Genomic DNA, 18,131 nt, shown 5'->3' with positions numbered 1-18,131 from the left:
CTCACTGTAGGTAAACATCGGTTTCGTAGGGTAGTCGCTGTGCAAGACCCAATACGCACCGCATTCGGTCATCGTCATAGCTGGGTTCGATACGGCAAACTTCGAGGCATGAGTGCACCGGATGTCACCGCCCTTCTCGCCGAGTTGGAGCGATCTCAGCCGGACCTGGCCGAGGAGGCCAGGACCGCCGTCGAATGGTTGACGGGTGGGGAGCCGCTGGAGACGGTGACCCAGCTCGACGTCTGCGAGTTCCTCTGGTACACGCTTCCGATCAAGGTGGGCCCGCTCCGGCCCGGAGGCGACCACGAACGCCTGTCCCGCTCGCTCGGGCGGCTGCTGCAACTCGGCGGCATGGAACGTTACGCCGCCCTGTGCGTGTCCCCCACCACCGCGCAGATCCTGCGCACCTACGCCCAGGAGGGCGAGGACGCCGGCACCAGCGCCTACCAGAAGGCCCTGGAGGCCACGGGCGTGCTCCCACCCGACGTGCCCGAGCTGCAATGGAGCATGATCATGGGCCCGGAGGAGCTGGGCGCGCACGTGGCCTGCTCCGCGGCGCTCGAACTGGCGATCGTCGCCGGCGACGACCTCGACCGCACCGCGCTCACCCGCCGCTGGCTCACCGAGCCCCGCGCCGAGCTGGGCGGCGACAGCTGGCTCAACCGCGTGCACGGCGAACGGCTCAACCGCTGGGTGCTCGGCCGCGGCCCGGCCAGGCGGGAGCTGGCGCAGCCGTTCGAGGTGCGCCTGCACGCGCCGGTCACGCCGCAGCCCCTGCCCGCCCTGCGCAAGCTGTTGTCCCTGGCCGCCTCCGAGGGCAGCCTGCCGCTCCGGCTGGCCCCCTCGCCCGCGGCGCTGCGGCTGCGCGGGCTGGCCGAGCGCGAGCTCGGCGCGATCAGCCGCGACGGCGCCCGGCTGGCCATCACCGACTACGGCCGGCACCTGCTGGGCTCGCCGGAGGCCATGTGGGAGGCGGTCACCCGGCTGCTGCTGGCCAGGGGCGAGCACGAGTTCGAGGTCTCGGCCCGCGAGGCCACGCTCATGCTGCTGGCCGACGGCGTCCTGATGTCCCCCGCCCAGTTGCGCGAACGGGTGGCCGAGGTGGTGGGCGGTGAGGGCTGGCATCCGGCCACGACCCTCGACGACGTCACCGCGCCGGTCGCCGACCTGGTCTCCCAGCTCACCGCGCTGGGCCTGGCCTACAGCGACGACCTGGTCGTCCGGATGGACCGGCCCGGCCAGTACGCGGCCCTGGCCGCGCTGCGCGCCCACGCCCTGCGCCCGCGCAAGTACGTCAGCTCTGGTTGACGGCCTTCACGGCGCGCTTGAACTCGGGGCACTCGACCAGCGGGTCGTGCTCGCACACGGCGGCGTGGCGCAGGCTGTCGCGCAGCCGGGTGAGCTGCTGCACCCGCTGGTCGACCTCGCGCTCCTTGGCGGCCATGCGCTCGCGCAGCCGCGTGTCGGCCGGCCGGGCGCGCAGGAACTCGGCGATCTCCGACAGCGTGAACCCCGCGTCGCGGGCGCAGGTGATCAGCGCCAGCCGGTCGAGCGTCTCGGGCAGGTAGACGCGGCGCAGGCCGTTGCGGCCCTCGGCCTCGATGAGCCCCTTGCGCTCGTAGAAGCGCAGCGCGGACGCGGCCAGCCCGGTACGCCTGGCCACCTCGCCAATGTCGATCAACGTGTCCCGCATGCCCCGGCTCCTCGACTTGAACCACCCTTCAAGCCGGATATTAGCGGAGACCCACCGAAGAATGGTTACGCAGCGTAGTTACGATGGACACATGGAGCTCTTTCCGGCCATGCCACTCGAAGAGTGGGCCGACACCAAGGAGACCTTCCACCGCTTCGCGCAGATCGTCGGGAAAATCCGGCTGACGGTGAGTAACCGGCGTAACCACTGGTGGCAGGTGCCGTTCCATCTGACGGGGCGCGGCCTGACGACGCGTCCCATGGGCGGGCTCGGCGAGCAGCCGCTGTTCTGCGTGGACTTCGACCTCGTCCGCCACCGCCTGGTGATCGACGTGCTGGACGGCCGCAGCGCCGAGTTCAGCATGATCGGGCTGTCGGTGGCCGCGTTCCAGTCCCGGCTCTTCCAGACGCTGGCCGACCTGGGGATCCGGCCGGAGATCTGGGCGGTGCCCTACGACCTGGACGACGAGACGCCGTTCGCCGAGGACACCCGCCACGCGCACTATGACCCCGTCCTGATCAACCGGTACTGGCGGATCCTGTCGCAGGTGGCGCAGCTGCTCGACCGGTTCGCCGCGGACTTCGGCGGCAAGATCAGCCCGGTGCACCACTTCTGGCACACCTTCGACATCGCGGTCACCCGCTTCACCGGACGTCCGGCCGAGGTGCCGGAGGAGGCCGACCCGGTCACGCGGGAGGCGTACAGCCGGGAGGTGATCAGCGCGGGGTTCTGGTTCGGCGACAAGGAACGGCCCTGGCCGGCGTTCTACTCCTACACCGCGCCCGAGCCGGAGGGGCTGGAGCGGGAGCCGCTGCTGCCCGAGCAGGCCGAGTGGCTGCCCGCGCGTGGCAGCCATCTGGCCGTGCTGCGCTACGACGACGTGCGGGCCATGGGCGATCCCGTGGCGGGCGTGCTGGAGTTCCTGCAGAGCGCCTACCAGGCCGGGGCCAAGCTGACCCACCTGGACGCCGAGGAGCTGGCCTGCCCCGGCGGCATCACCGACCCGTACTACGTGAAGAACCGCCCGGCCTGAACGACGCGAAAGCCCGCCCTCCGGAGAGGGCGGGCTTTCACGTGTGCGTGTACCGGTGTGCAGGTCGCCTCTCGGCGAAAGGCGCAACGCGGCTCCAGCCGAACGGTAGTCCGCGAAGGCAATAGGTGAGGCCCGGGGACACTGGACACACCGGTCACGGTTTATGTAACGGGGGTCCCCCCAGGAACATTCCCCGTGTGCCCCCCGACTCCGCTCAGGTCCGGGCGGCGGCCGGCTGCCGGGCCGGCAGCCCGCTCTCGCGGACCAGCAGCAGGACGGCGAAGGCCAGCAGGCCCGCGACACCGCCGGTCCAGGCGACGGTGGAGCCCACGGCCGCCGCGCTGACCTGCGCGCCGATGAGCGACTGGGCGCAGGCCAGGCCGAAGGAGCCGCCGAGCTGCTTCGACAACGCCGAGCCCGCGGTGGCCGTGCCCATGTCGGCGTGCGGGACGCTCCCCTGCGTGGCGATGGTGAGCCCGCCCATGGCCGGACCCGTGCCGAGCCCCACGAGCAGCAGCCAGACCCCGACCAGGTACGGCGAGGTGCGCGGCCCGAGCGCGGCGAAGGCGAGCGTGCCGGCGGTGACCAGCGCCGCCCCGGCCAGCAGCACCGGCCTGGTGCGGCCGGACCGCAGCACGAGGACGGCCGTCAGCCGGTTCCCGGCGATCATGCCCACCAGCATCGGGAGCAGCAGCAGGCCGGAGACCGTGGCCGAGTAGGCGCGTACGTGCTGGAGGTAGAGCGGCAGCAGCACGCCCGCGGGCAGCCCCGCCACCTGGAAGAAGAACCCGCCCGCGAGCAGCGCCGCGTACGTGCGGCGGCGCATCAGCCGCGGCGGCAGCACCGGCGTGTCCGCCCGCCGCTCGACGGGGACGAGCGCCACCAGCAGCGCCACCCCGCCGAGCAGCGAGCCGAGCACGGCCGGATCGCTCCAGCCGCGGCCGGTGTTGCCCTTGAGGCTCAGGCCGACAAGCACCAGCGACAGGCCCGCGGTGAGCAGCGCGATCCCGGCCGCGTCGAGCCTGCCCGAGGCGCGCGGCGGACGCCGGTCGGGCAGCAGCAGCGCGATCAGCGCGGCCGCGAGCGCCCCGGCGGGCAGGTTGACCAGGAACGCCCAGCGCCAGCCCGCGTGGTCGGCGAGCAGGCCCCCGAGCAGCGGCCCGCCGACCATCCCGACGATCATCATCGCGGCCAGCAGGGTCTGCATGCGGATCAGGCCCTCTCCGCGGTGCGGCGGATGGAGGTCGCGGATCAGGGCCATGCCCAGGGTGAGCAGCGCGCCCGCGCCGACCCCCTGGACGGCCCTGCTGACGATCAGGACCTCCATCGAGCCGGCGAGCCCGCAGGCCAGGGAGCCGGTCAGGAAGATCGCGATGCCGGAGAGGAGGAGGCGGCGGCGGCCGTACAGGTCGGAGAAGCGGCCGTAGATGGGGACGCTCACGGACGAGGTGAGCAGGTAGGCGGTGATCAGCCAGACGTACCAGGAGGTGGTGCCGCCGACCTGCGCGACGATGCGCGGGAGCGCGGTGCCGACGACGGTGCCGTCGAGCATGCCCAGGAAGGCGCAGCCGAGTAAGGCGAAGGTGGCCGCCGCGCGGCGGCGGGGCGCGAGGTCCTCGTAGAGGTCGGTCAAGGGCGGTCGCCCGCCGCGAGCGCGCCGTTCAGGAACAGGTCCACCAGCTCGTCCGAACCCAGCGGGGACGGGCCGCGGCCGGCCGCCATCACCAGGAACTGGAACGCCTCGGCCAGGCGCTCGGGGGCCAGCCTGAGCCGGTCGCGCTCGGGCTCGAACAGCCCGGCCAGGGCCTCGCGGGAGGCCGCCATCGACTCCTCCCGCCCGGACCCGGGCCGCTCGCCTTCCGCGCGGGACTCGCCTGCGGGGGCGGGCCGGCGCAGGCCGCCGGTGGTGGCGAGGGCGCCCGCGACCGCGCCCATCCTGGCCAGGTAGCCGCGCAGCGCCTCGGCGGCCTCCACCAGCCGGTCGGCCAGCGGCAGGTCGAGGGAGATCGCGGACACGTGGGCGAGGGTGTCGTCGGGGCGCAGCGCCTCGGCCATGCAGGCGGCCAGCAGTGCCTCCTTGTCGCCGAAGGCGCGGAAGATCGTGCCCTCGCCGATGCCGGCCGCGCGGGCGACCTGGGCGGTGGTCACGGAGGTGCCGTACTCCACCACCAGGGGGAGTGCGGCCCTCACGATCATCTCGCGGCGTCGTTCCGGGCTCATCGCCGGTGCTCTCCGCCGGCTCGTCTCGTTCGTCATACCGGCGACGATACGGAGTGAGTACTCACTCCGTCAAGGGCACGACCGTCGCCGTGGCACCATCGAAGGCGTGCCTTTCGCCATGACGACGGGCGGCGTCAAGCTGTCCTACCAGGTCCGCGGCAGCGGCCCCGCGCTCGTGCTGCTCCAGGGCCAGGCCAACGACCACCGCTGGTGGGACCCCGTACGCGACGACTTCGACCGCGCCCACCGCACGATCACCTTCGACTACCGCGGCACCGGCGACAGCGACAAGCCCGACGAGCCCTACACCACCCGCGGGTTCGCGGAAGACGTGCTGGCCGTGCTCGACGAGCTGGGCGTCGCCCGCGCCGACGTCTACGGCACGTCGATGGGCGGCCGGGTGGCCCAGTGGCTGGCCGCCGACCACCCCGGCCGGGTGGGGGCGCTCGTGCTCGGCTGCACCTCGCCCGGCGGCGTCCACGGCCTCGAACGCGGCGCCGACGTGCGCCGGGCGCTCGCGCAGCCGGACCGGGCCGCCGCCGGGCGGGCGCTGCTGGAGCTGATGTACACGCCGAGCTGGCTGGCCACGCATCCGGGGCCGTACCGGACGGTCGGCGATCCGGGCATGCCCGCCCACGCGCGCCGCCGCCACCTGGCCGCCAGCGCCGGGCACGACGCCTGGGCCGTGCTGCCCGCCATCGCCGCGCCGACGCTGGTCGTGCACGGCGCCGACGACGTGTTCAACCCGGCCGCCAACGCCCCGCTGCTGGCCGGGCGCATCCCGGGGGCGGAGCTGCGGCTCATCGAGGGGGCGCGGCACGCCTACTTCGAGGAGTTCCGCGAGGTGGCGAGCCCGCTGGTGCTGGAGTTCCTGGCGCGCTCGCGCGGGTGAGGCGGGCGGCCAGCCCCTGAAGACGGGCGACGAGCTCGGGCGGCTCGTGCACCTCGAACTCGCAGCCGAGCGCGATCAGCCGGAAGGCCAGCCAGTCCAGGGTGTCGGCGGAGGCGCGCAGGAGGCAGGTGGCCGCGTCCAGCGGGGTGAGCTCGCCGGGGATCGCGCGGGCCACGGCCTCGGCGGGCGCGTGCAGGGTCACCACCGCCTCGTACGTGGGCGCGCCCGAGTACAGCTTGGCGGCGACGTACGCGGCCGGGTCCGCCGGCTCGGTCGTGGTGATCCGCGCGCCCGTGGCCCGTACGTCGTCCATGCGGTCGACGCGGAACAGCCGCCGGTCGTCCCGGTCGTGGTCGTGGGCCAGCAGGTACCAGCGCCGCCCGGCCGCCACCAGCCGGTACGGGTCCACCAGCCGGGCGCTCTGCGCGTCGTCGGCCGCCCGGTACCGGAAGCGCACCCGTTCGCGGTTGGCGGCGGCCATGGCCAGCGTCGTGAGCCGGCCGGGATCGACGTCGAACCCCTCGGCGCCGGGCAGCGGGACGGTCGCCGCGCCCAGCGAGGCCACCCGGTGACGCAGCCGGGACGGCAGCACCTGCTCCAGCTTGGCCAGCGCGCGCACCGACGCCTCCTCGATGCCCTGCACGGGATGCCGGGCCGCGGTGACCAGGCCCACGGCGATGGCCACGGCCTCCTCGTCGTCCAGCAGCAGCGGCGGCATGGCCGCGCCCGCGACCAGCCGGTAGCCGCCGTCCGCGCCCATGGTGGCCACCACCGGGTAGCCGAGATCGCGCAGCCGCTCGACGTCGCGCCGGACCGTGCGGCGGCTGACCCCGAGCCGCTCGGCCAGCTCGCCGCCCGGCCATTCGCGCGGGGTCTGGAGCAGCGACAGCAGGCTCAGCAACCGCAAGGACGTCATGCGTCCAAGAATGCCGCCGATGTAGGACGGAAGTTGACCTACTGGCCTCCTAATGTCGTCTCGACGCACCGAACGAGGAGGCACCTCATGACCGTCAACCCCATCCCCGAGGGCTACACCACCGTGACGCCGTGGATCATCTCGCGGGACACGGCCGGGCTGATCGACTGGCTCAGGGCCGCCTTCGACGCCGTCGAGCTGGGCCGGGTGACGGGCCCCGACGGCGACGTCCAGCACGCCGAGGTGCGGATCGGGGACGCCGTGGTGATGATGTTCGACGCCCGGCCCGAATGGCCTTCGACGCCCGCCTTCCTGCGCCTGTACGTGCCGGACGCCGCCGCCGCCCACCGCCGCGCGGTCGAGGCGGGCGGCACGTCCGTCACCGAGGTCACGCACCTGTTCTTCGGCGACCTCGTCGGCCGGGTGCGCGACCCGTGGGGCAACCTGTGGTGGTTCCAGACCCGCGTCGAGGACGTCTCTGCCGAGGAGGCCGAGCGCCGCCTGACCGACCCCGGGTTCGTCAAGGCGATGGAATACGTCCAGGGCGCGGACTTCTTCCCCGGGCGGTGAGCGCGGCGATGGCCGGCAGCGGGAAGATCAGCAGGTAGAGGTTGGGGATCCACCAGGCGGGCGAGAAGTCGCCGCGCAGCGTCCAGAAGGCGATCGCCATCAGCCCCGAGGCCGCCGTCAGCACCAGCGAGACCAGCATCAGCGGCTCGCCCGCGGGCGAGCGCCGGCGCAGCAGCCCCAGGCTGGTCAGGCCGGTGGCGCTGGCCAGGAGGTCGATCCAGAGGAACGACCAGTTCCAGTCGGCCATCAGCGGATCGGCATAGTCGGCGAAGGCCCACTCGGGCGGGATCAGGCCGAGACCGGTGATCGTGAAGTAGGCCACGAAGCCTAGGTCCGTCAGCACCATCAACGCCTTAGTCGCGCGCAGCACGGTCGATGGCCTCCATCAGGTAGCGGCGGGTGGGTTCGTGCAGGCCGGGGCCGGGTTCGCCGAGGCCGAGCAGGCGGGCGGCCCACCACCCGTCCACCGCCAGCCGGACGGCGGTCGCGGCGGCCGGGTCGATGCCGTCGTCGGCCAGCCGGGCCTGCCAGGCGGCGAACCGCTCGCGCAGCGGCTCCAGCCCGGCCGGGTCGACCAGCACGCCCGCCAGGAGCGCGACGGTGACCCGGTCGGCCGGGACGGAGGCGGTGTGCCGTTCGGGGATCGTGGCCCGGACGTAGGCCCGCAGGAAGTCGCCCGGCCGGCCGCCCGCCGCCGCCAGCGCCTGGTCGAAGGCGTCGGTCAGCCGCGCGACCATGGCGGCGACCAGGGCCTGCTTGGTCGGGAAGTGGTAGAACAGGCCGCCTTTGGAGACGCCCGCCCGCCGGGCGACCGCCTCCAGCGTCAGCGACTCCGCGCCTTCCGTCAGCAGCACGTCGGCGGCGGCGTCGAGCAGCCGGTCCTTGGAACTGGGTCGTGGCATGGCCGTTACTGTACCGGCTGACCGGTACAGTTTCGAGCCGTTCCGTCCCGCGCATAACGTCATCCGACGTCCGCACCTAGCTGATCGGAGCGAGCCCATGGATCATGTCGCGCACTTCCAGCGAGAGGTGCGGGCGTTCGAGGCGGCCGCACGGCGGGCGACCGCGTCGGGCGGCGCGCCCCTCGTGCCGTCCTGTCCCGGGTGGTCGGTCGCCGACCTGGTCATCCACCTCGGCGCGGTGCACCGGCACGTGCACGCGGTCATCGACGAGCGCCTTCCCGGGCTGCCCGACCCCGCCGACCTCGCCGTCCTCGGCCTGCCGGCGGACTTCGGCGACTGGCCCCACCCCGACCGCGCCCCCAACACCGGGCCGGTGCCCCCGGCCGTGCTCGACTGGTTCGCCGAAGGCGCCGCGCGGCTCGCCGCGCTCTTCGCCGCCGCCTCGCCCGGCGACCCCGCCTGGACGTGGTCCGCCGCGCAGACCGTCGGGTTCTGGCAGCGCATGCAGGCCATCGAGGCGGCCGTCCACCGCTGGGACGCCGAGAACGCGCTCGGCGCCGCCGCCCCCATCGACGCCGCGTTCGCCGCCGACGCCGTCACCCAGGTCTTCGAGGTGATGGCCCCGGCCCGCCGGTCCTGGACCCAGGCCCCGCCCGGCGCGGGCGAGCGCTACCTGTTCCGCCAGAGCGACGGGCCGGGGGTGTGGGCGGTGTGCTTCGACGGCGACGACGTCCGGCTCACCGGCGACTCGAAGGCCGCGGTCGAGGTGGCCGGAACGGCCTCCGACCTGCTGCTGCACCTGTGGCACCGGCTGCCCGCCGACCGGCTCGACGTCCGCGGCGACCGGGCCCTGCTCGACCGCTACTTCACGCTCGTCCCACCGGTGTGAGCCGCCGCGGCCTCACGCCTCCTCGCCGAGGCGCTCGACCACCACCCCGCCCGGGTGCAGCGGCAGCCGGCGCCCGGAGACGCGGTGCAACGGCAGCCGGACGAGCACCGGATCGGCCAGCTCCGGCCAGGGCGCGCCGGTCAGCCGCTCCAGCCGCCCGGCCTCCTCCCGATCCCGGACGACCTCCGCGACGCCGGTCACCAGCACGCTCCACCCGGTGCGCATGGCCGGCTCCATGTCGTCGATCTCGAACGCCATCGGCACGCGGTGCTCGATCGCCTCCAGGATGCGGCCCGGCGGGATCCGGAACACGACGGTGTCGGCGTCGAGCGTGAAGTTCACCGGCAGGACGATGATCGTGCCGCCCGGCCGCGCCCACGCCACCCGCCCCACCGGAACCGTGGACAGCAGCGTCAGGCACTCCTCGCGACTCATCGTCCGGATGGCCCCCTGATCCATGCCGTCCATCCTCTCACCTGGGCGGACGCCGCCCTTCTGCAGGCTCGCGGGCGATGGCGAGCATGGAGTCGAGCGCCTTCCGCGAGGCCGCCAGGCGGCTGATCTCGCCGCTGATGCGGGCGCGCTCGCGGTTGAGGTTGGCCATCATCTCGGGGCAGGAGGAGGGCACCATCTCGGCGCCGTCGTCGTGGACGCAGTGCAGCACCCTGGTGATGACCGACGTGGGCAGGCCGGCGTCGAGCAGCGCGCGGATGTGGCGCACCTCGGCGACGTCGGTCTCGGCGTACTCGCGGTAGCCGTTCGGCAGGCGCAGCGGTTTGAGCAGGCCCTGGTCCTCGTAGTAGCGCAGCAGCCTGCGGCTCACTCCGGTCTGCCGGGCGAGATCGCCGATTCGCATGGAGCCTCCGGGTTGACCTTCACATGGATGTGACCCTTTATCGTCCCCATTGTCGCCACTACAGATGGGAGATGAAGGTGTCCGGAGCAGTGATCATCGCGGCGGGGCCGGGGATCGGGCAGGCGGTGGCGCGCCGGTTCGCCGCCGAGGGGCTGCCGGTCGGCCTGATCGCGCGCAGCGCGCGGACGGTGGAGTCGGCGGCGGCGTCCCTGTCCGCCTACGGGGTGCCGGTCGCCACGGCGATCGCCGACAGCGCCGACGAGGACGCGCTGCGCGCCGCGCTCGACAAGACGGCCGCCGAGCTGGGGCCGCCCGACGTCGTGGTCTACAACGCCGCGATCGTCCAGGCCGACCGGCCCGGGGAGCTGCCGGCGCGGGCCCAGCTCGACGCGTACGCGGTCAACGTCGTCGGGGCGCTCACCGCCGCCGCCCACGTGGCGCCGGGGATGGCCGGGCGCGGCGGCGGCACGTTCATCGTCACGGGCGGCATGCCGCAGCCCAAGCCGGGCTACGTGAGCCTGTCACTGGGCAAGGCCGGCGTCCGGACCCTGGTGACCCTGCTCGACCAGGAGTACGGCGCGGACGGCGTGCACGTGGCCGGCGTCACCGTGGGCGGCGTGGTCGCCCCCGGCACCGCCTTCGACCCCGACGACATCGCCGAGCACTACTGGCGCCTGCACACCCAGCCCCGCGACCAGTGGCAACACGAGGCCCAGCACCTCGGCACCTGACCCCTCACCAGGCGACGACCGCCGATCGCCCCTCTCTCGGCTGCGTGCTCCCCGTGTCGATCGGCATCGAAGACGCCGAACCGTCGGCGAGAGCAATCCGGTAGGCGCGCCAGTCGTGCGTGTAGATGAGGTGCCGGCCGCTGCCGTCGATGCTGAACCGCAGACCCGGCGGCGCGCCCTGCGGCACCTCCGGCCGTGCCGCGAGCCGCGGCTCCCCACCGTCCAGAGACAGCCGGTCGACGTTGTGCCCGGCCGTGTAGAGCAGCGCGCCGCCGTCGGGCGTGAAGGCGATCGACTGCGGCAGCGGCACCTCCATGGACGATCGGAGCAGCCGCGACGCCTTCCGCAGGTCGGACCCTCCGGCGGCCAGATCGAGCAGGCCGATCCCCCATCCGAGCCCAGTTGTCGCCACGCGGCGCCCGTCCGGCGCCCAGGCCAGACCCATGAGCTTGCCGTAGGTGATCCATTCGTGGCGCCGGCCGGTGGCGACGTCGAGGACGGCCACCTTGGCGCCGCCTCCGGCGACGTCACAGGCGTAGGCGAGTCTGGTGCCGTCATGGCTCAGGGCCAGCGTCACGACCCGATCGAGCTCGGGCTCGACCTCAGGCACGAGCCGCGGCTCACCCGGCTGCCCGTTCTCGTCCAGCCGGACGAGGAAGAACCGGAACGGCTTGCCGACGGTCCCCCCGGCCAGCGCGAACGTGCGGTTGTCCGGCGCGGCGGCGACCAGTTCCCAGCCGGAGGGGCCCGCCTTGGGCCGCGGCACGGCCGCCACGAACGCGCCGGTGGCGGCGTCGTTCACGACGGGCGGCACCTGCGCGGGCTCCCCACTCGGGGTGGGGCCGGACGAAACACCAGGCGCCCCCACAGTGACGAAGAAGCGCGGCGGGCCGGCCGCCTTCAGGGGCGCACCCGTCGCCATGGGCTCGGCCAGCGAGGCGACCGGAGCCCCCGTCGGGATGACCGGCCCGGTCGCGCTCGGAGTGGGCCCGGACGGGACCGGCGTCGGCCCGACGGCCGGGGAGTCCGTGGCGACGCGGGGCATGGCCGGCGCCAGGCTGGCGGACGGTGGCGGGGACGGGTCGTTCATCAGGGACACCCGCTGGGTCGCCGGGTCGGCGCAACCGGCGGTCAGCGTGAGCACGATCAGCGCTAAGGCCACCTCCGTACGGGATCGCATGCCTCGATCGTGCCACAGCCGCCGCCTATCCGGCGGGCGGACCGGCGGCGATCGCCACCCGGTTCCAGACGTTGATGGCGGCGATCGTCCACAGCAGGTGGGCCAGCGCGGTCTCGTCGAAGTGCTCGCGGGCGGCGTCGAACACCTCCTGCGGCACCCCGGCCTCGGAGATCCTGGTCATCGACTCGGTGAGCGCCAGCGCCGCGCGTTCGGGCCCGGTGAACAGGGTGCTGCCGCGCCAGAGGGCGAGGGCGTGCAGGCGTTCGGCGTCCTCGCCCGCCTCCAGGGCGGCGCGGGTGTGCATGCCGAGGCAGACCGCGCAGCCGTTGAGCTGCGAGGCCCGCACCCGGACGAGCTCGGCGAGCGCGGGATCGAGCTCCCGGCTCGCGGCGGCGTCGAAGCGGGCCATCGCGGCGTGCACGCCGGGCGCGGCGCCGTGCAGGTCGATGCGCATCACGCCACCTCCAGGGGACGGCGGCCCTGCACGGAGTAGGTCACGCACGAGGTGGCGCGGAAGTCCGGATGGGCCAGCAGCGCGCGCACGTCGGCCAGCTGCCGGTCGGTCAGGCCCTCCTCGGCGAACCGGTCGCGCAGGTGCCTGGTGTGGTGGGCGACCAGCCGCGCCCCCGGCGAGCGCGCGTCCCACAGCTCCACCCGGGGCCTGGGGTCGACGCCGGTCAGCCCGGCGCGCCGCATCGCCGCCGCCGCGTGACGTCCCCAGGCCACGTCCACCCCGGCGCGCGTCATCACGCGGATCTTGGCCTGCATGAACGTCTCGTAGAGCTCGGCCGAGGCCGGGTCGGGCGTCAGCAGCCCGGGGCCGTAGGTGATGTCGAACTCGTCGAGCTGCAGCACGCCGCCCGGCCGCAGCGCCCGGACGAGCCGGTCGAGCACGGCCAGCCGCTCCGGCAGGAGCAGCAGCACCAGCCGCGCGTGCACCACGTCGAACGCGGCCTCCGGCAGCGGGTCGCGGACGATGTCGTGCCTGACCACCTCCAGCCGGGGGGCGACGGGCTCGAAGGCGGGCTCGATGTCGGTGGCCAGCACGCTCCCGGCCGATCCGACGCGGCGGGCCAGCCACTCCGCCACGCTGCCGCCGCCCGCGCCCACCTCCAGGCACCGCATGCCGGGCCCGACGCCCGCCTCGGCCAGGCGTTCGATGGTCATCGGGTCGTAGGCCAGCTCCAGGCAGCGGTGCTGCTCGGCGACGTGGTCGCGGCGGTCGCCGAACACGTAGGCGGTCCGGCTCATCGGCCGCTCCTCATCGGGCTGCGCGGGACGGGCACCGCCGACTGCGCGGCCAGGCGGGTGAGGGTGGCGGCGCAGACCTTGCCGGTCGGTCCGAGCGGCAGTTCGGGCAGCCAGAGGAACCGTTCGGGAAGTTTGCGCCGGTCCAGGCCGCGTTCCTCGCGCAGGTAGACGATCAGCTCGGCCGGGGACGGCGGTCTGGCGCCGGGCCGCGGCGACACGCAGGCGCACATGCGCTCCCCCAGGTCGTCGTCCGGCACCGGGACGCAGAAGGCGTCGGCAACGTCGGGATGGGCGCTGAGCTCGCGTTCCACCTCGGCCGGGGAGATGCTGAGGCCGCCGCGCATCACGACGCGCTTGATCCGGTCGAGGACCCACAGCGTGCCGTCGGCGTCGAGACGGCCCAGGTCGCCGGTGCGGACCCAGCCGCCGGGGGCGCGGTAGCGGTCGTCCAGGTCGGGGGCGGCGACGTAGCACAGGGGGGTCATCGGCCCGAGTGCCCAGATCTCGCCCGGCTCGCCCGGCGGCGCCGGCTCGCCCTGGGCGTCCCGGATGGTGATCTCGGCGACGGCGGGGTCCGGGGTTCCGGCCAGGCCGGGGGCCCACCGGTCCGGGGCGCGGCCGGTGTGGCAGTTGACGCCGTCGGTGGAGCCGTACACGTTGACGAGCGGCACGCCGAAGCGGCGGGCGCACGCCTGCCTGGCCTCGCCGTGCAGGGGCTGGGCGCTGCTGACGACGCGGCGCAGCGACGACAGGTCAGCCTCGGCCGCCGAGTCGGCCATGCGGCGCAGCATCGTCGGGACGCCGTACAGGTGGGTGGGGCGGTGCCGCTCGACGGCGCGCAACGCGTCGGCGGCGTCGAAACGGGCGCGCAGGATCAGCGTGCCGCCGTGCCGGGCCAGCAGGACGGAGGTGCCGCAGGAGCCGTACGAGGAGGCCAGCGAGACCAGCAGCAGGTTGCGGGTGGGCCCGTCCTCGCCCAGCACGGCCCGCAGGTAGGCGCCCCGGCCGCCGGCCATGGCGTTGTGGGAGTAGGCGACCATCTTGGGCTCGGACTCGGTGCCGGAGGAGAGCAGGATCCGGGCGGGCCACTCGGCGTCCGGGCACGCGGGCCGCCACGCGCGGACGTCCTGCCCGGCCACCTCGTCGAGCGATCGGGTACCCGGCATGGGCGGGCCGAACGTCCACGTCTGCTCCAGGTACGGCAGCCCGGCCCGCAACCCCAGGGCCAGCTCGGGCACGGTGATCAGCGCGGCCGCCCGGGACCGGTTCAGCAGGCCCGCGATGTCGCGCCGTCCCCGCGTGTGCGGGATGGGCAGGGCCACCGCGCCGACGGCGGCCACCGCCAGCTCGGCCACCACCGCGTCGCGCCCGTTGGGCAGCAGGACGGCGATGATGTCGGCCGTGCCCCGCCCGGCGGCGGCCAGCGCGGCGGCGGCCCGGCGGACGCGGGCGTCCAGCGCGGCGAAGTCGAGCGAGCCGGTCTCGTCGGCGACCGCCTCACGCTCCGGGGTGCGCCGCACGTGCCGGCTGAACAGGCTGTACAGGTCCAGGCCGGGGCACAGGCCGCGGGCGGTCCAGGCCGCGCGCACGCCCGCGGGCACGCGGTCGGCAAGGACGATCCCGTTGGCCGACGTCCAGGGCAGGGGTTCGGTACGCATTCAGAGGGCCTCCTCGTGGTGGGGGGCTGGCGCGAACGTCCAGGGGGCACGGCTGTAGGCGGCTTGCGGGGTGCGGTCGAGCACCCGGTCGAAGGCGGGGTCGTCGGCCATGGCGGCCAGATCCGTCACGGAGGCGGCCTCCCGGCCGGCCGGCGGCGTCCCGGACGGGGTGGCGCGCAGCAGGCGGGCCGCGTCGATGAGCGCCGTCCCCGCGCGCACGCCGGCGCCGGTGCGGGCGCGCGCCACCAGCGCCGCGACGACGGCTTCTGCGCTGATCAGCGCGCCCAGCACGTCGGTGAGCGTCATCAGGGACGGCGCGGGCTGCTCGCCGGGTCCGGCCAGCCGCGCCGCCACCCCGCTGTAGGCCTGCACCAGGTAGTCGGTGCCCATGGGCTGCGGCGCGGGCAACGCCTCGGCCCACCCCCCGGCCTGCGCGTACACCAGGGACGGCCGGACGGGCGCGAGGTCGTCGTGGTCGAGCCCGTACGAGCAGGCCCGGCCGGGCGGCCAGTTGTGCAGGAACACGTGGGCGCAGGCGATCAGGCGCAGGGCGGCCCGGCGTCCGGCGGCGGACTTCAGGTCGGCTTCGAGGGCGCGTTTGCCGCGGTTGAGCGCGAGGAACCGGGCCGAGGTCGGCCCCGCCATCGGCGGCACGCCGCGCAGCGGGTCCCCGCCGGGCGGCTCAAGGCGGACGACGTCCGCGCCGAGCAGGCCGAGCACGTGCCCGGCCAGCGGCCCCTGCACCCGGTTGGTGGACTCCACGACGAGCAGCCCGGCCAGCGGGCCCCGGGCGTCCCGGTCGAGCGGCGGCAGGACGGACGGCTCCCCTGCGGCCTCGGCCAGCGCGCGCAGCCGCCAGGGCGAGGCGGGCGGGGGCGCCAGCGGCGCGTCGGCGTCCCGTACGGGCAGCACGCTGACGCCGGCCTCCGCGGCGGCCGCCACGACGTCCCGGTAACCGGCGGCGGCGGCCGTCCGGCCAAGCCCGGCCGGCAGCGCGCAGGTCGCCGTCGCGAACCGCTGCTGGAACGGCGGCCAGCCCGCCGCCGCGGCCCTCGGCTCGGCGCCGAGCAGGTCCCAGAACAGCCGCCAGCGCTCCGCGTCGAACGTCTCGATCTCGAACGGCACCCCGTCCGCCGACCGGAACGGCGGCACCCGTCCCTCTCCCGGGGACGGCGCGCGTCCCGCGGAGAGGGGCGGGTCGGAGCGCTCACAGGTGGCGACGGCGATGTACTGGGTGAGCGCGAGCAGCGCCGCCTGCGCGACGGACGTGCGCGCCGCCAGCGCGGGCCCGCCCCGCAGCAGGGCGAGCAGGACCGCCGTGACCGCCTGGGCGGTGAGCACCCCCGCGCACACCGACGCGTAGTCCAGGCGCAGCGCCCTCGGCCCTCCGGCGGCCCGCCCGTGCACGTGGGCGATCCCGCAGGCCGCCTGCACGTCGCGCTCGTCCGCCATCGTCACCCCGACCGGCCCCGACCAGCCGATCCCGCACTCCGGCAGCGCCTCCCCCGGCCTGCCGAACGGCGCGGACGCGACCCCCAGCCACCCGGCGGGCGCCCCGTCCGGCGGCGGCGCGCCGTCGAACCTGACCTCGCAGCCCAGCGCGCACAACCGCTGGACGGCCACCCGCAACGCGACCGACTCGCCGCGCGCCCGCACGACCACGCCCGCCAGCGGCCAGGCGACCGCCTCCCGCTCGGCGACGGACCGGCCGGCGGCCCGCGACCCCGTCCTCACGTCCACCGCCCGGTGCCGTAGGTGTCGGGAGTCTCGCCCAGCAGCTCGCGCAGCGCCGTTCTGCGGACCTTGCCCGTGCCGGTGCGGGGGACCTGCTCCCAGGTGATCACGACCGGGTCGGCCAGCTCGGGCAGGTCGGCGACGGCCCGCCGCCACGCGTCGCGGTCGAGGCCGCCGTCCTCGGTGACCACGACCGGCACGGAAGGCCGCCCGGGGACGCCCAGGATCACGCACTCCAGCACCTCGGGCAGCCGGTCGTCGATCACGTCCTCCAGCTCCACGCAGCTCGCGCCGGGGATCGTGTCGGTCTCCCGGTCCACGAACCGCACCCGGCCGGTACGGCTGAGCGCCCCGACGTCCCCGGTGTGCCACCACCCGCCGAGCCGTTTGCCCAGCCACCGTTCCTGCTCGCCGACGTACCCGAGGCACAGGGCCTTGGTGCGGCAGACCACGAGCCCGGTCGCGCCGCGCGGCAGCGGACGCAACGTCTCGCGGTCCACCACCCGCAGCCGGGTCCGCGTGGGCACCGGACGTCCGAGGTCGCGCGTGGTGGGGTGGCGGCCGTCGTCGTCGGCCATGGACCGGCGGGTGAGCAGGCGGAAGGTCAGCGGCCCGGTCTCGCTCTGCCCCCAGCCCTGCATCCACACCGGCCGCCGGCGCCGGGTGGCGTTCAGGAAGGCGCGCACGGTGGGCGGGTGCACGGCGTCGAACGTGCTGATGTACAGGCGCACCCGCGCGAACGGGCCGGCCTCGCCGAGCGTGCGCCGCTGCCATCGCACGTACGTGGAGGGCAGCGCCTCCAGCGTCGTGGGCCGGTGCCGGGCCAGGAACGGGCCGGCCTCCTCCCAGCCGGGCGCGGAGACGGCCAGCACCTTGGCGGGGCCGAGCCACAGCACGCTCGCGGTCCAGGCCAGGGCCCGGCCGTGGGCGAAGGAGATGGCGCTCGCCACCACGTCGTCCGGACGGCTGCCCAGCACCGGCCACCGGTGGGCCTCGAACCCGGCCAGGCGGCGCAGCAGCGTCCGGGTGGAGTGCACGACGAGTTTGGGCACCCCGGTCGTCCCCGAGGTGTGCATGACGGCCAGCGGGTCGTCCAGCGCGGGCCGGTGCACCGGCGGCACGGCCCAGCCGCGGACGTCGTCCAGCGACAGCAGTCCCTTCGCCGTGCCGTCGAGGATCAGGGTGCGCGGCGCGTGGACGGCCACACCGGGCCGGGCGGCCAGGGCGGAGTCGGTGACGAGCAGCGCCGGCTCCAGCCGTTTGAGCAGGATCTCCAGCACGTCGGGCGGCAGGTCGGCGGACAGCGTGGCGGGCACCGCCCCGATGCGCGCGGCGGCGCAGGACAGCAGCACGTAGTCCCAGTGGTTGCGCTTGACGACGGCGACCCGGTCGCCCCGGCGCGCGCCGGCGGCGGCCAGCCAGCCGGCCGCCTCCCTGACCAGCTCGGCCAGGTCCGGCAGGTCCAGGTCGGTGCCGAGGTGGGGGGCGATGTCCAGGGGACGGCTCACGTGCACGCCGGTCCTGCGTCCGCGTTCGGCGAGGTCGTCGAAAAGGGTGCCCAACTCGATGGGCCGGGTGAAGAAGGCCATCTGCTTTCTCTCCATGC

General features: G+C 74.9%; 20 protein-coding genes. 6 read left to right on the top strand and 14 right to left on the bottom strand.

Features of this window, described 5'->3' with window-relative positions; genetic code table 11:
* The first annotated feature begins 108 nt into the window (after window positions 1-108).
* A complete protein-coding gene (locus ACIBST_RS30700) occupies window positions 109-1,308 on the top strand; it encodes a hypothetical protein (protein ID WP_397176716.1) in 1,200 nt (399 codons plus the stop codon).
* Here ACIBST_RS30700 and ACIBST_RS30695 read toward each other — a convergent pair.
* On the bottom strand, window positions 1,295-1,693 hold the full coding sequence (locus tag ACIBST_RS30695; RefSeq protein WP_397176715.1) for a MerR family transcriptional regulator: 399 nt from the start codon (window positions 1,691-1,693) through the stop codon (window positions 1,295-1,297). The genes ACIBST_RS30700 and ACIBST_RS30695 overlap by 14 nt on opposite strands.
* A 91-nt stretch (window positions 1,694-1,784) precedes the next feature.
* On the opposite strand from ACIBST_RS30695, the gene ACIBST_RS30690 reads away from it, so the two are divergent.
* Window positions 1,785-2,726 (top strand): DUF5996 family protein, encoded by a 942-nt coding sequence (locus ACIBST_RS30690; protein ID WP_397176713.1) that lies wholly within the window; start codon window positions 1,785-1,787, stop codon window positions 2,724-2,726.
* A gap of 214 nt (window positions 2,727-2,940) precedes the next feature.
* On the opposite strand, the gene ACIBST_RS30685 is transcribed toward ACIBST_RS30690, so the two are convergent.
* Together ACIBST_RS30685 and ACIBST_RS30680 are read right to left on the bottom strand one after the other, a co-directional pair.
* The gene (locus ACIBST_RS30685) at window positions 2,941-4,359 is read right to left on the bottom strand and encodes an MFS transporter (protein ID WP_397176711.1); all 1,419 of its coding nucleotides are present in this window, start codon (window positions 4,357-4,359) and stop codon (window positions 2,941-2,943) included.
* Window positions 4,356-4,982: a TetR/AcrR family transcriptional regulator gene (locus tag ACIBST_RS30680; protein ID WP_397176709.1), complete on the bottom strand. Its 627-nt coding sequence runs from the start codon at window positions 4,980-4,982 to the stop codon at window positions 4,356-4,358. Before ACIBST_RS30680 ends, ACIBST_RS30685 begins: the two co-directional genes overlap by 4 nt.
* 70 nt (window positions 4,983-5,052) lie before the next feature.
* Here ACIBST_RS30680 and ACIBST_RS30675 point away from each other — a divergent pair, with 70 nt between their 5' ends.
* Window positions 5,053-5,838, top strand: coding sequence for an alpha/beta fold hydrolase (locus ACIBST_RS30675; RefSeq protein ID WP_397176708.1), 786 nt, complete (start codon window positions 5,053-5,055; stop codon window positions 5,836-5,838).
* Here the strand turns inward: ACIBST_RS30675 and ACIBST_RS30670 are convergent.
* Window positions 5,747-6,754 (bottom strand): helix-turn-helix transcriptional regulator, encoded by a 1,008-nt coding sequence (locus ACIBST_RS30670; RefSeq protein ID WP_397176707.1) that lies wholly within the window; start codon window positions 6,752-6,754, stop codon window positions 5,747-5,749. The genes ACIBST_RS30675 and ACIBST_RS30670 overlap by 92 nt on opposite strands.
* 87 nt (window positions 6,755-6,841) lie before the next feature.
* Here ACIBST_RS30670 and ACIBST_RS30665 point away from each other — a divergent pair, with 87 nt between their 5' ends.
* Complete coding sequence (locus ACIBST_RS30665) at window positions 6,842-7,324, top strand: VOC family protein (protein ID WP_397176705.1); 483 nt, start codon at window positions 6,842-6,844, stop codon at window positions 7,322-7,324.
* Here ACIBST_RS30665 and ACIBST_RS30660 read toward each other — a convergent pair.
* Window positions 7,275-7,694, bottom strand: a complete 420-nt coding sequence (locus ACIBST_RS30660; protein ID WP_397176703.1) for a DUF5360 family protein — start codon at window positions 7,692-7,694, stop codon at window positions 7,275-7,277. The two genes, ACIBST_RS30665 and ACIBST_RS30660, sit on opposite strands and share 50 nt — an antisense overlap.
* Window positions 7,678-8,226: a TetR/AcrR family transcriptional regulator gene (locus tag ACIBST_RS30655; protein WP_352326247.1), complete on the bottom strand. Its 549-nt coding sequence runs from the start codon at window positions 8,224-8,226 to the stop codon at window positions 7,678-7,680. The genes ACIBST_RS30660 and ACIBST_RS30655 overlap by 17 nt, the downstream gene beginning before the upstream one ends.
* A 97-nt stretch (window positions 8,227-8,323) precedes the next feature.
* Between ACIBST_RS30655 and ACIBST_RS30650 the strand changes: the two genes are divergently transcribed.
* Window positions 8,324-9,115, top strand: a complete 792-nt coding sequence (locus ACIBST_RS30650) for a maleylpyruvate isomerase family mycothiol-dependent enzyme (RefSeq protein ID WP_397176702.1) — start codon at window positions 8,324-8,326, stop codon at window positions 9,113-9,115.
* A gap of 12 nt (window positions 9,116-9,127) precedes the next feature.
* Here ACIBST_RS30650 and ACIBST_RS30645 read toward each other — a convergent pair whose 3' ends face one another.
* Window positions 9,128-9,574 (bottom strand): pyridoxamine 5'-phosphate oxidase family protein, encoded by a 447-nt coding sequence (locus tag ACIBST_RS30645; protein WP_397176700.1) that lies wholly within the window; start codon window positions 9,572-9,574, stop codon window positions 9,128-9,130.
* Between the two features lie 13 nt (window positions 9,575-9,587).
* Window positions 9,588-9,971, bottom strand: a complete 384-nt coding sequence (locus tag ACIBST_RS30640) for a MerR family transcriptional regulator (RefSeq protein ID WP_397176699.1) — start codon at window positions 9,969-9,971, stop codon at window positions 9,588-9,590.
* Window positions 9,972-10,042: 71 nt separating this feature from the next.
* Between ACIBST_RS30640 and ACIBST_RS30635 the strand changes: the two genes are divergently transcribed.
* Window positions 10,043-10,702 (top strand): SDR family NAD(P)-dependent oxidoreductase, encoded by a 660-nt coding sequence (locus ACIBST_RS30635; RefSeq protein WP_397176697.1) that lies wholly within the window; start codon window positions 10,043-10,045, stop codon window positions 10,700-10,702.
* 4 nt (window positions 10,703-10,706) lie between these two features.
* On the opposite strand, the gene ACIBST_RS30630 is transcribed toward ACIBST_RS30635, so the two are convergent.
* Genes ACIBST_RS30630 through ACIBST_RS30605 form a run of 6 tightly spaced genes read right to left on the bottom strand, consistent with a single transcriptional unit; the run spans window position 10,707 to window position 18,129 of the window.
* A complete protein-coding gene (locus tag ACIBST_RS30630) occupies window positions 10,707-11,882 on the bottom strand; it encodes a WD40 repeat domain-containing protein (RefSeq protein WP_397176696.1) in 1,176 nt (391 codons plus the stop codon).
* Window positions 11,883-11,907: 25 nt separating this feature from the next.
* The gene (locus ACIBST_RS30625) at window positions 11,908-12,336 is read right to left on the bottom strand and encodes a carboxymuconolactone decarboxylase family protein (protein ID WP_397176695.1); all 429 of its coding nucleotides are present in this window, start codon (window positions 12,334-12,336) and stop codon (window positions 11,908-11,910) included.
* Window positions 12,336-13,133 (bottom strand): class I SAM-dependent methyltransferase, encoded by a 798-nt coding sequence (locus ACIBST_RS30620; RefSeq protein ID WP_397176693.1) that lies wholly within the window; start codon window positions 13,131-13,133, stop codon window positions 12,336-12,338. Before ACIBST_RS30620 ends, ACIBST_RS30625 begins: the two co-directional genes overlap by 1 nt.
* Complete coding sequence (locus ACIBST_RS30615) at window positions 13,130-14,791, bottom strand: class I adenylate-forming enzyme family protein (protein ID WP_397176691.1); 1,662 nt, start codon at window positions 14,789-14,791, stop codon at window positions 13,130-13,132. Before ACIBST_RS30615 ends, ACIBST_RS30620 begins: the two co-directional genes overlap by 4 nt.
* Window positions 14,792-16,531, bottom strand: coding sequence for a CoA transferase (locus ACIBST_RS30610; protein ID WP_397176690.1), 1,740 nt, complete (start codon window positions 16,529-16,531; stop codon window positions 14,792-14,794).
* Complete coding sequence (locus tag ACIBST_RS30605) at window positions 16,522-18,129, bottom strand: AMP-binding protein (RefSeq protein ID WP_397176688.1); 1,608 nt, start codon at window positions 18,127-18,129, stop codon at window positions 16,522-16,524. The genes ACIBST_RS30610 and ACIBST_RS30605 overlap by 10 nt, the downstream gene beginning before the upstream one ends.
* Window positions 18,130-18,131 lie beyond the last annotated feature (2 nt).

The sequence above is a fragment of the Nonomuraea sp. NPDC049684 genome, assembly GCF_044465345.1.
In the GTDB taxonomy this organism is placed as follows: domain Bacteria; phylum Actinomycetota; class Actinomycetes; order Streptosporangiales; family Streptosporangiaceae; genus Nonomuraea.
Note: the sequence above shows the minus strand (reverse complement) of the source record. Positions and strands in the feature narration are given on the sequence as shown.

Excerpts from the sequence above, each read along its gene's own strand:
- ACIBST_RS30635 (WP_397176697.1), top strand. The coding sequence starts at position 10,043 with ATGAAGGTGTCCGGAGCAGTGATCATCGCGGCGGGGCCGGGGATCGGG.
- ACIBST_RS30650 (WP_397176702.1), top strand. The coding sequence starts at position 8,324 with ATGGATCATGTCGCGCACTTCCAGCGAGAGGTGCGGGCGTTCGAGGCG.
- ACIBST_RS30645 (WP_397176700.1), bottom strand. The coding sequence starts at position 9,574 with ATGGATCAGGGGGCCATCCGGACGATGAGTCGCGAGGAGTGCCTGACG.
- ACIBST_RS30655 (WP_352326247.1), bottom strand. The coding sequence starts at position 8,226 with ATGCCACGACCCAGTTCCAAGGACCGGCTGCTCGACGCCGCCGCCGAC.
- ACIBST_RS30670 (WP_397176707.1), bottom strand. The coding sequence starts at position 6,754 with ATGACGTCCTTGCGGTTGCTGAGCCTGCTGTCGCTGCTCCAGACCCCG.
- ACIBST_RS30700 (WP_397176716.1), top strand. The coding sequence starts at position 109 with ATGAGTGCACCGGATGTCACCGCCCTTCTCGCCGAGTTGGAGCGATCT.
- ACIBST_RS30625 (WP_397176695.1), bottom strand. The coding sequence starts at position 12,336 with ATGCGCATCGACCTGCACGGCGCCGCGCCCGGCGTGCACGCCGCGATG.
- ACIBST_RS30630 (WP_397176696.1), bottom strand. The coding sequence starts at position 11,882 with ATGCGATCCCGTACGGAGGTGGCCTTAGCGCTGATCGTGCTCACGCTG.
- ACIBST_RS30690 (WP_397176713.1), top strand. The coding sequence starts at position 1,785 with ATGGAGCTCTTTCCGGCCATGCCACTCGAAGAGTGGGCCGACACCAAG.
- ACIBST_RS30620 (WP_397176693.1), bottom strand. The coding sequence starts at position 13,133 with ATGAGCCGGACCGCCTACGTGTTCGGCGACCGCCGCGACCACGTCGCC.
- ACIBST_RS30605 (WP_397176688.1), bottom strand. The coding sequence starts at position 18,129 with ATGGAGAGAAAGCAGATGGCCTTCTTCACCCGGCCCATCGAGTTGGGC.
- ACIBST_RS30680 (WP_397176709.1), bottom strand. The coding sequence starts at position 4,982 with ATGACGAACGAGACGAGCCGGCGGAGAGCACCGGCGATGAGCCCGGAA.
- ACIBST_RS30665 (WP_397176705.1), top strand. The coding sequence starts at position 6,842 with ATGACCGTCAACCCCATCCCCGAGGGCTACACCACCGTGACGCCGTGG.
- ACIBST_RS30615 (WP_397176691.1), bottom strand. The coding sequence starts at position 14,791 with ATGCGTACCGAACCCCTGCCCTGGACGTCGGCCAACGGGATCGTCCTT.
- ACIBST_RS30640 (WP_397176699.1), bottom strand. The coding sequence starts at position 9,971 with ATGCGAATCGGCGATCTCGCCCGGCAGACCGGAGTGAGCCGCAGGCTG.
- ACIBST_RS30695 (WP_397176715.1), bottom strand. The coding sequence starts at position 1,693 with ATGCGGGACACGTTGATCGACATTGGCGAGGTGGCCAGGCGTACCGGG.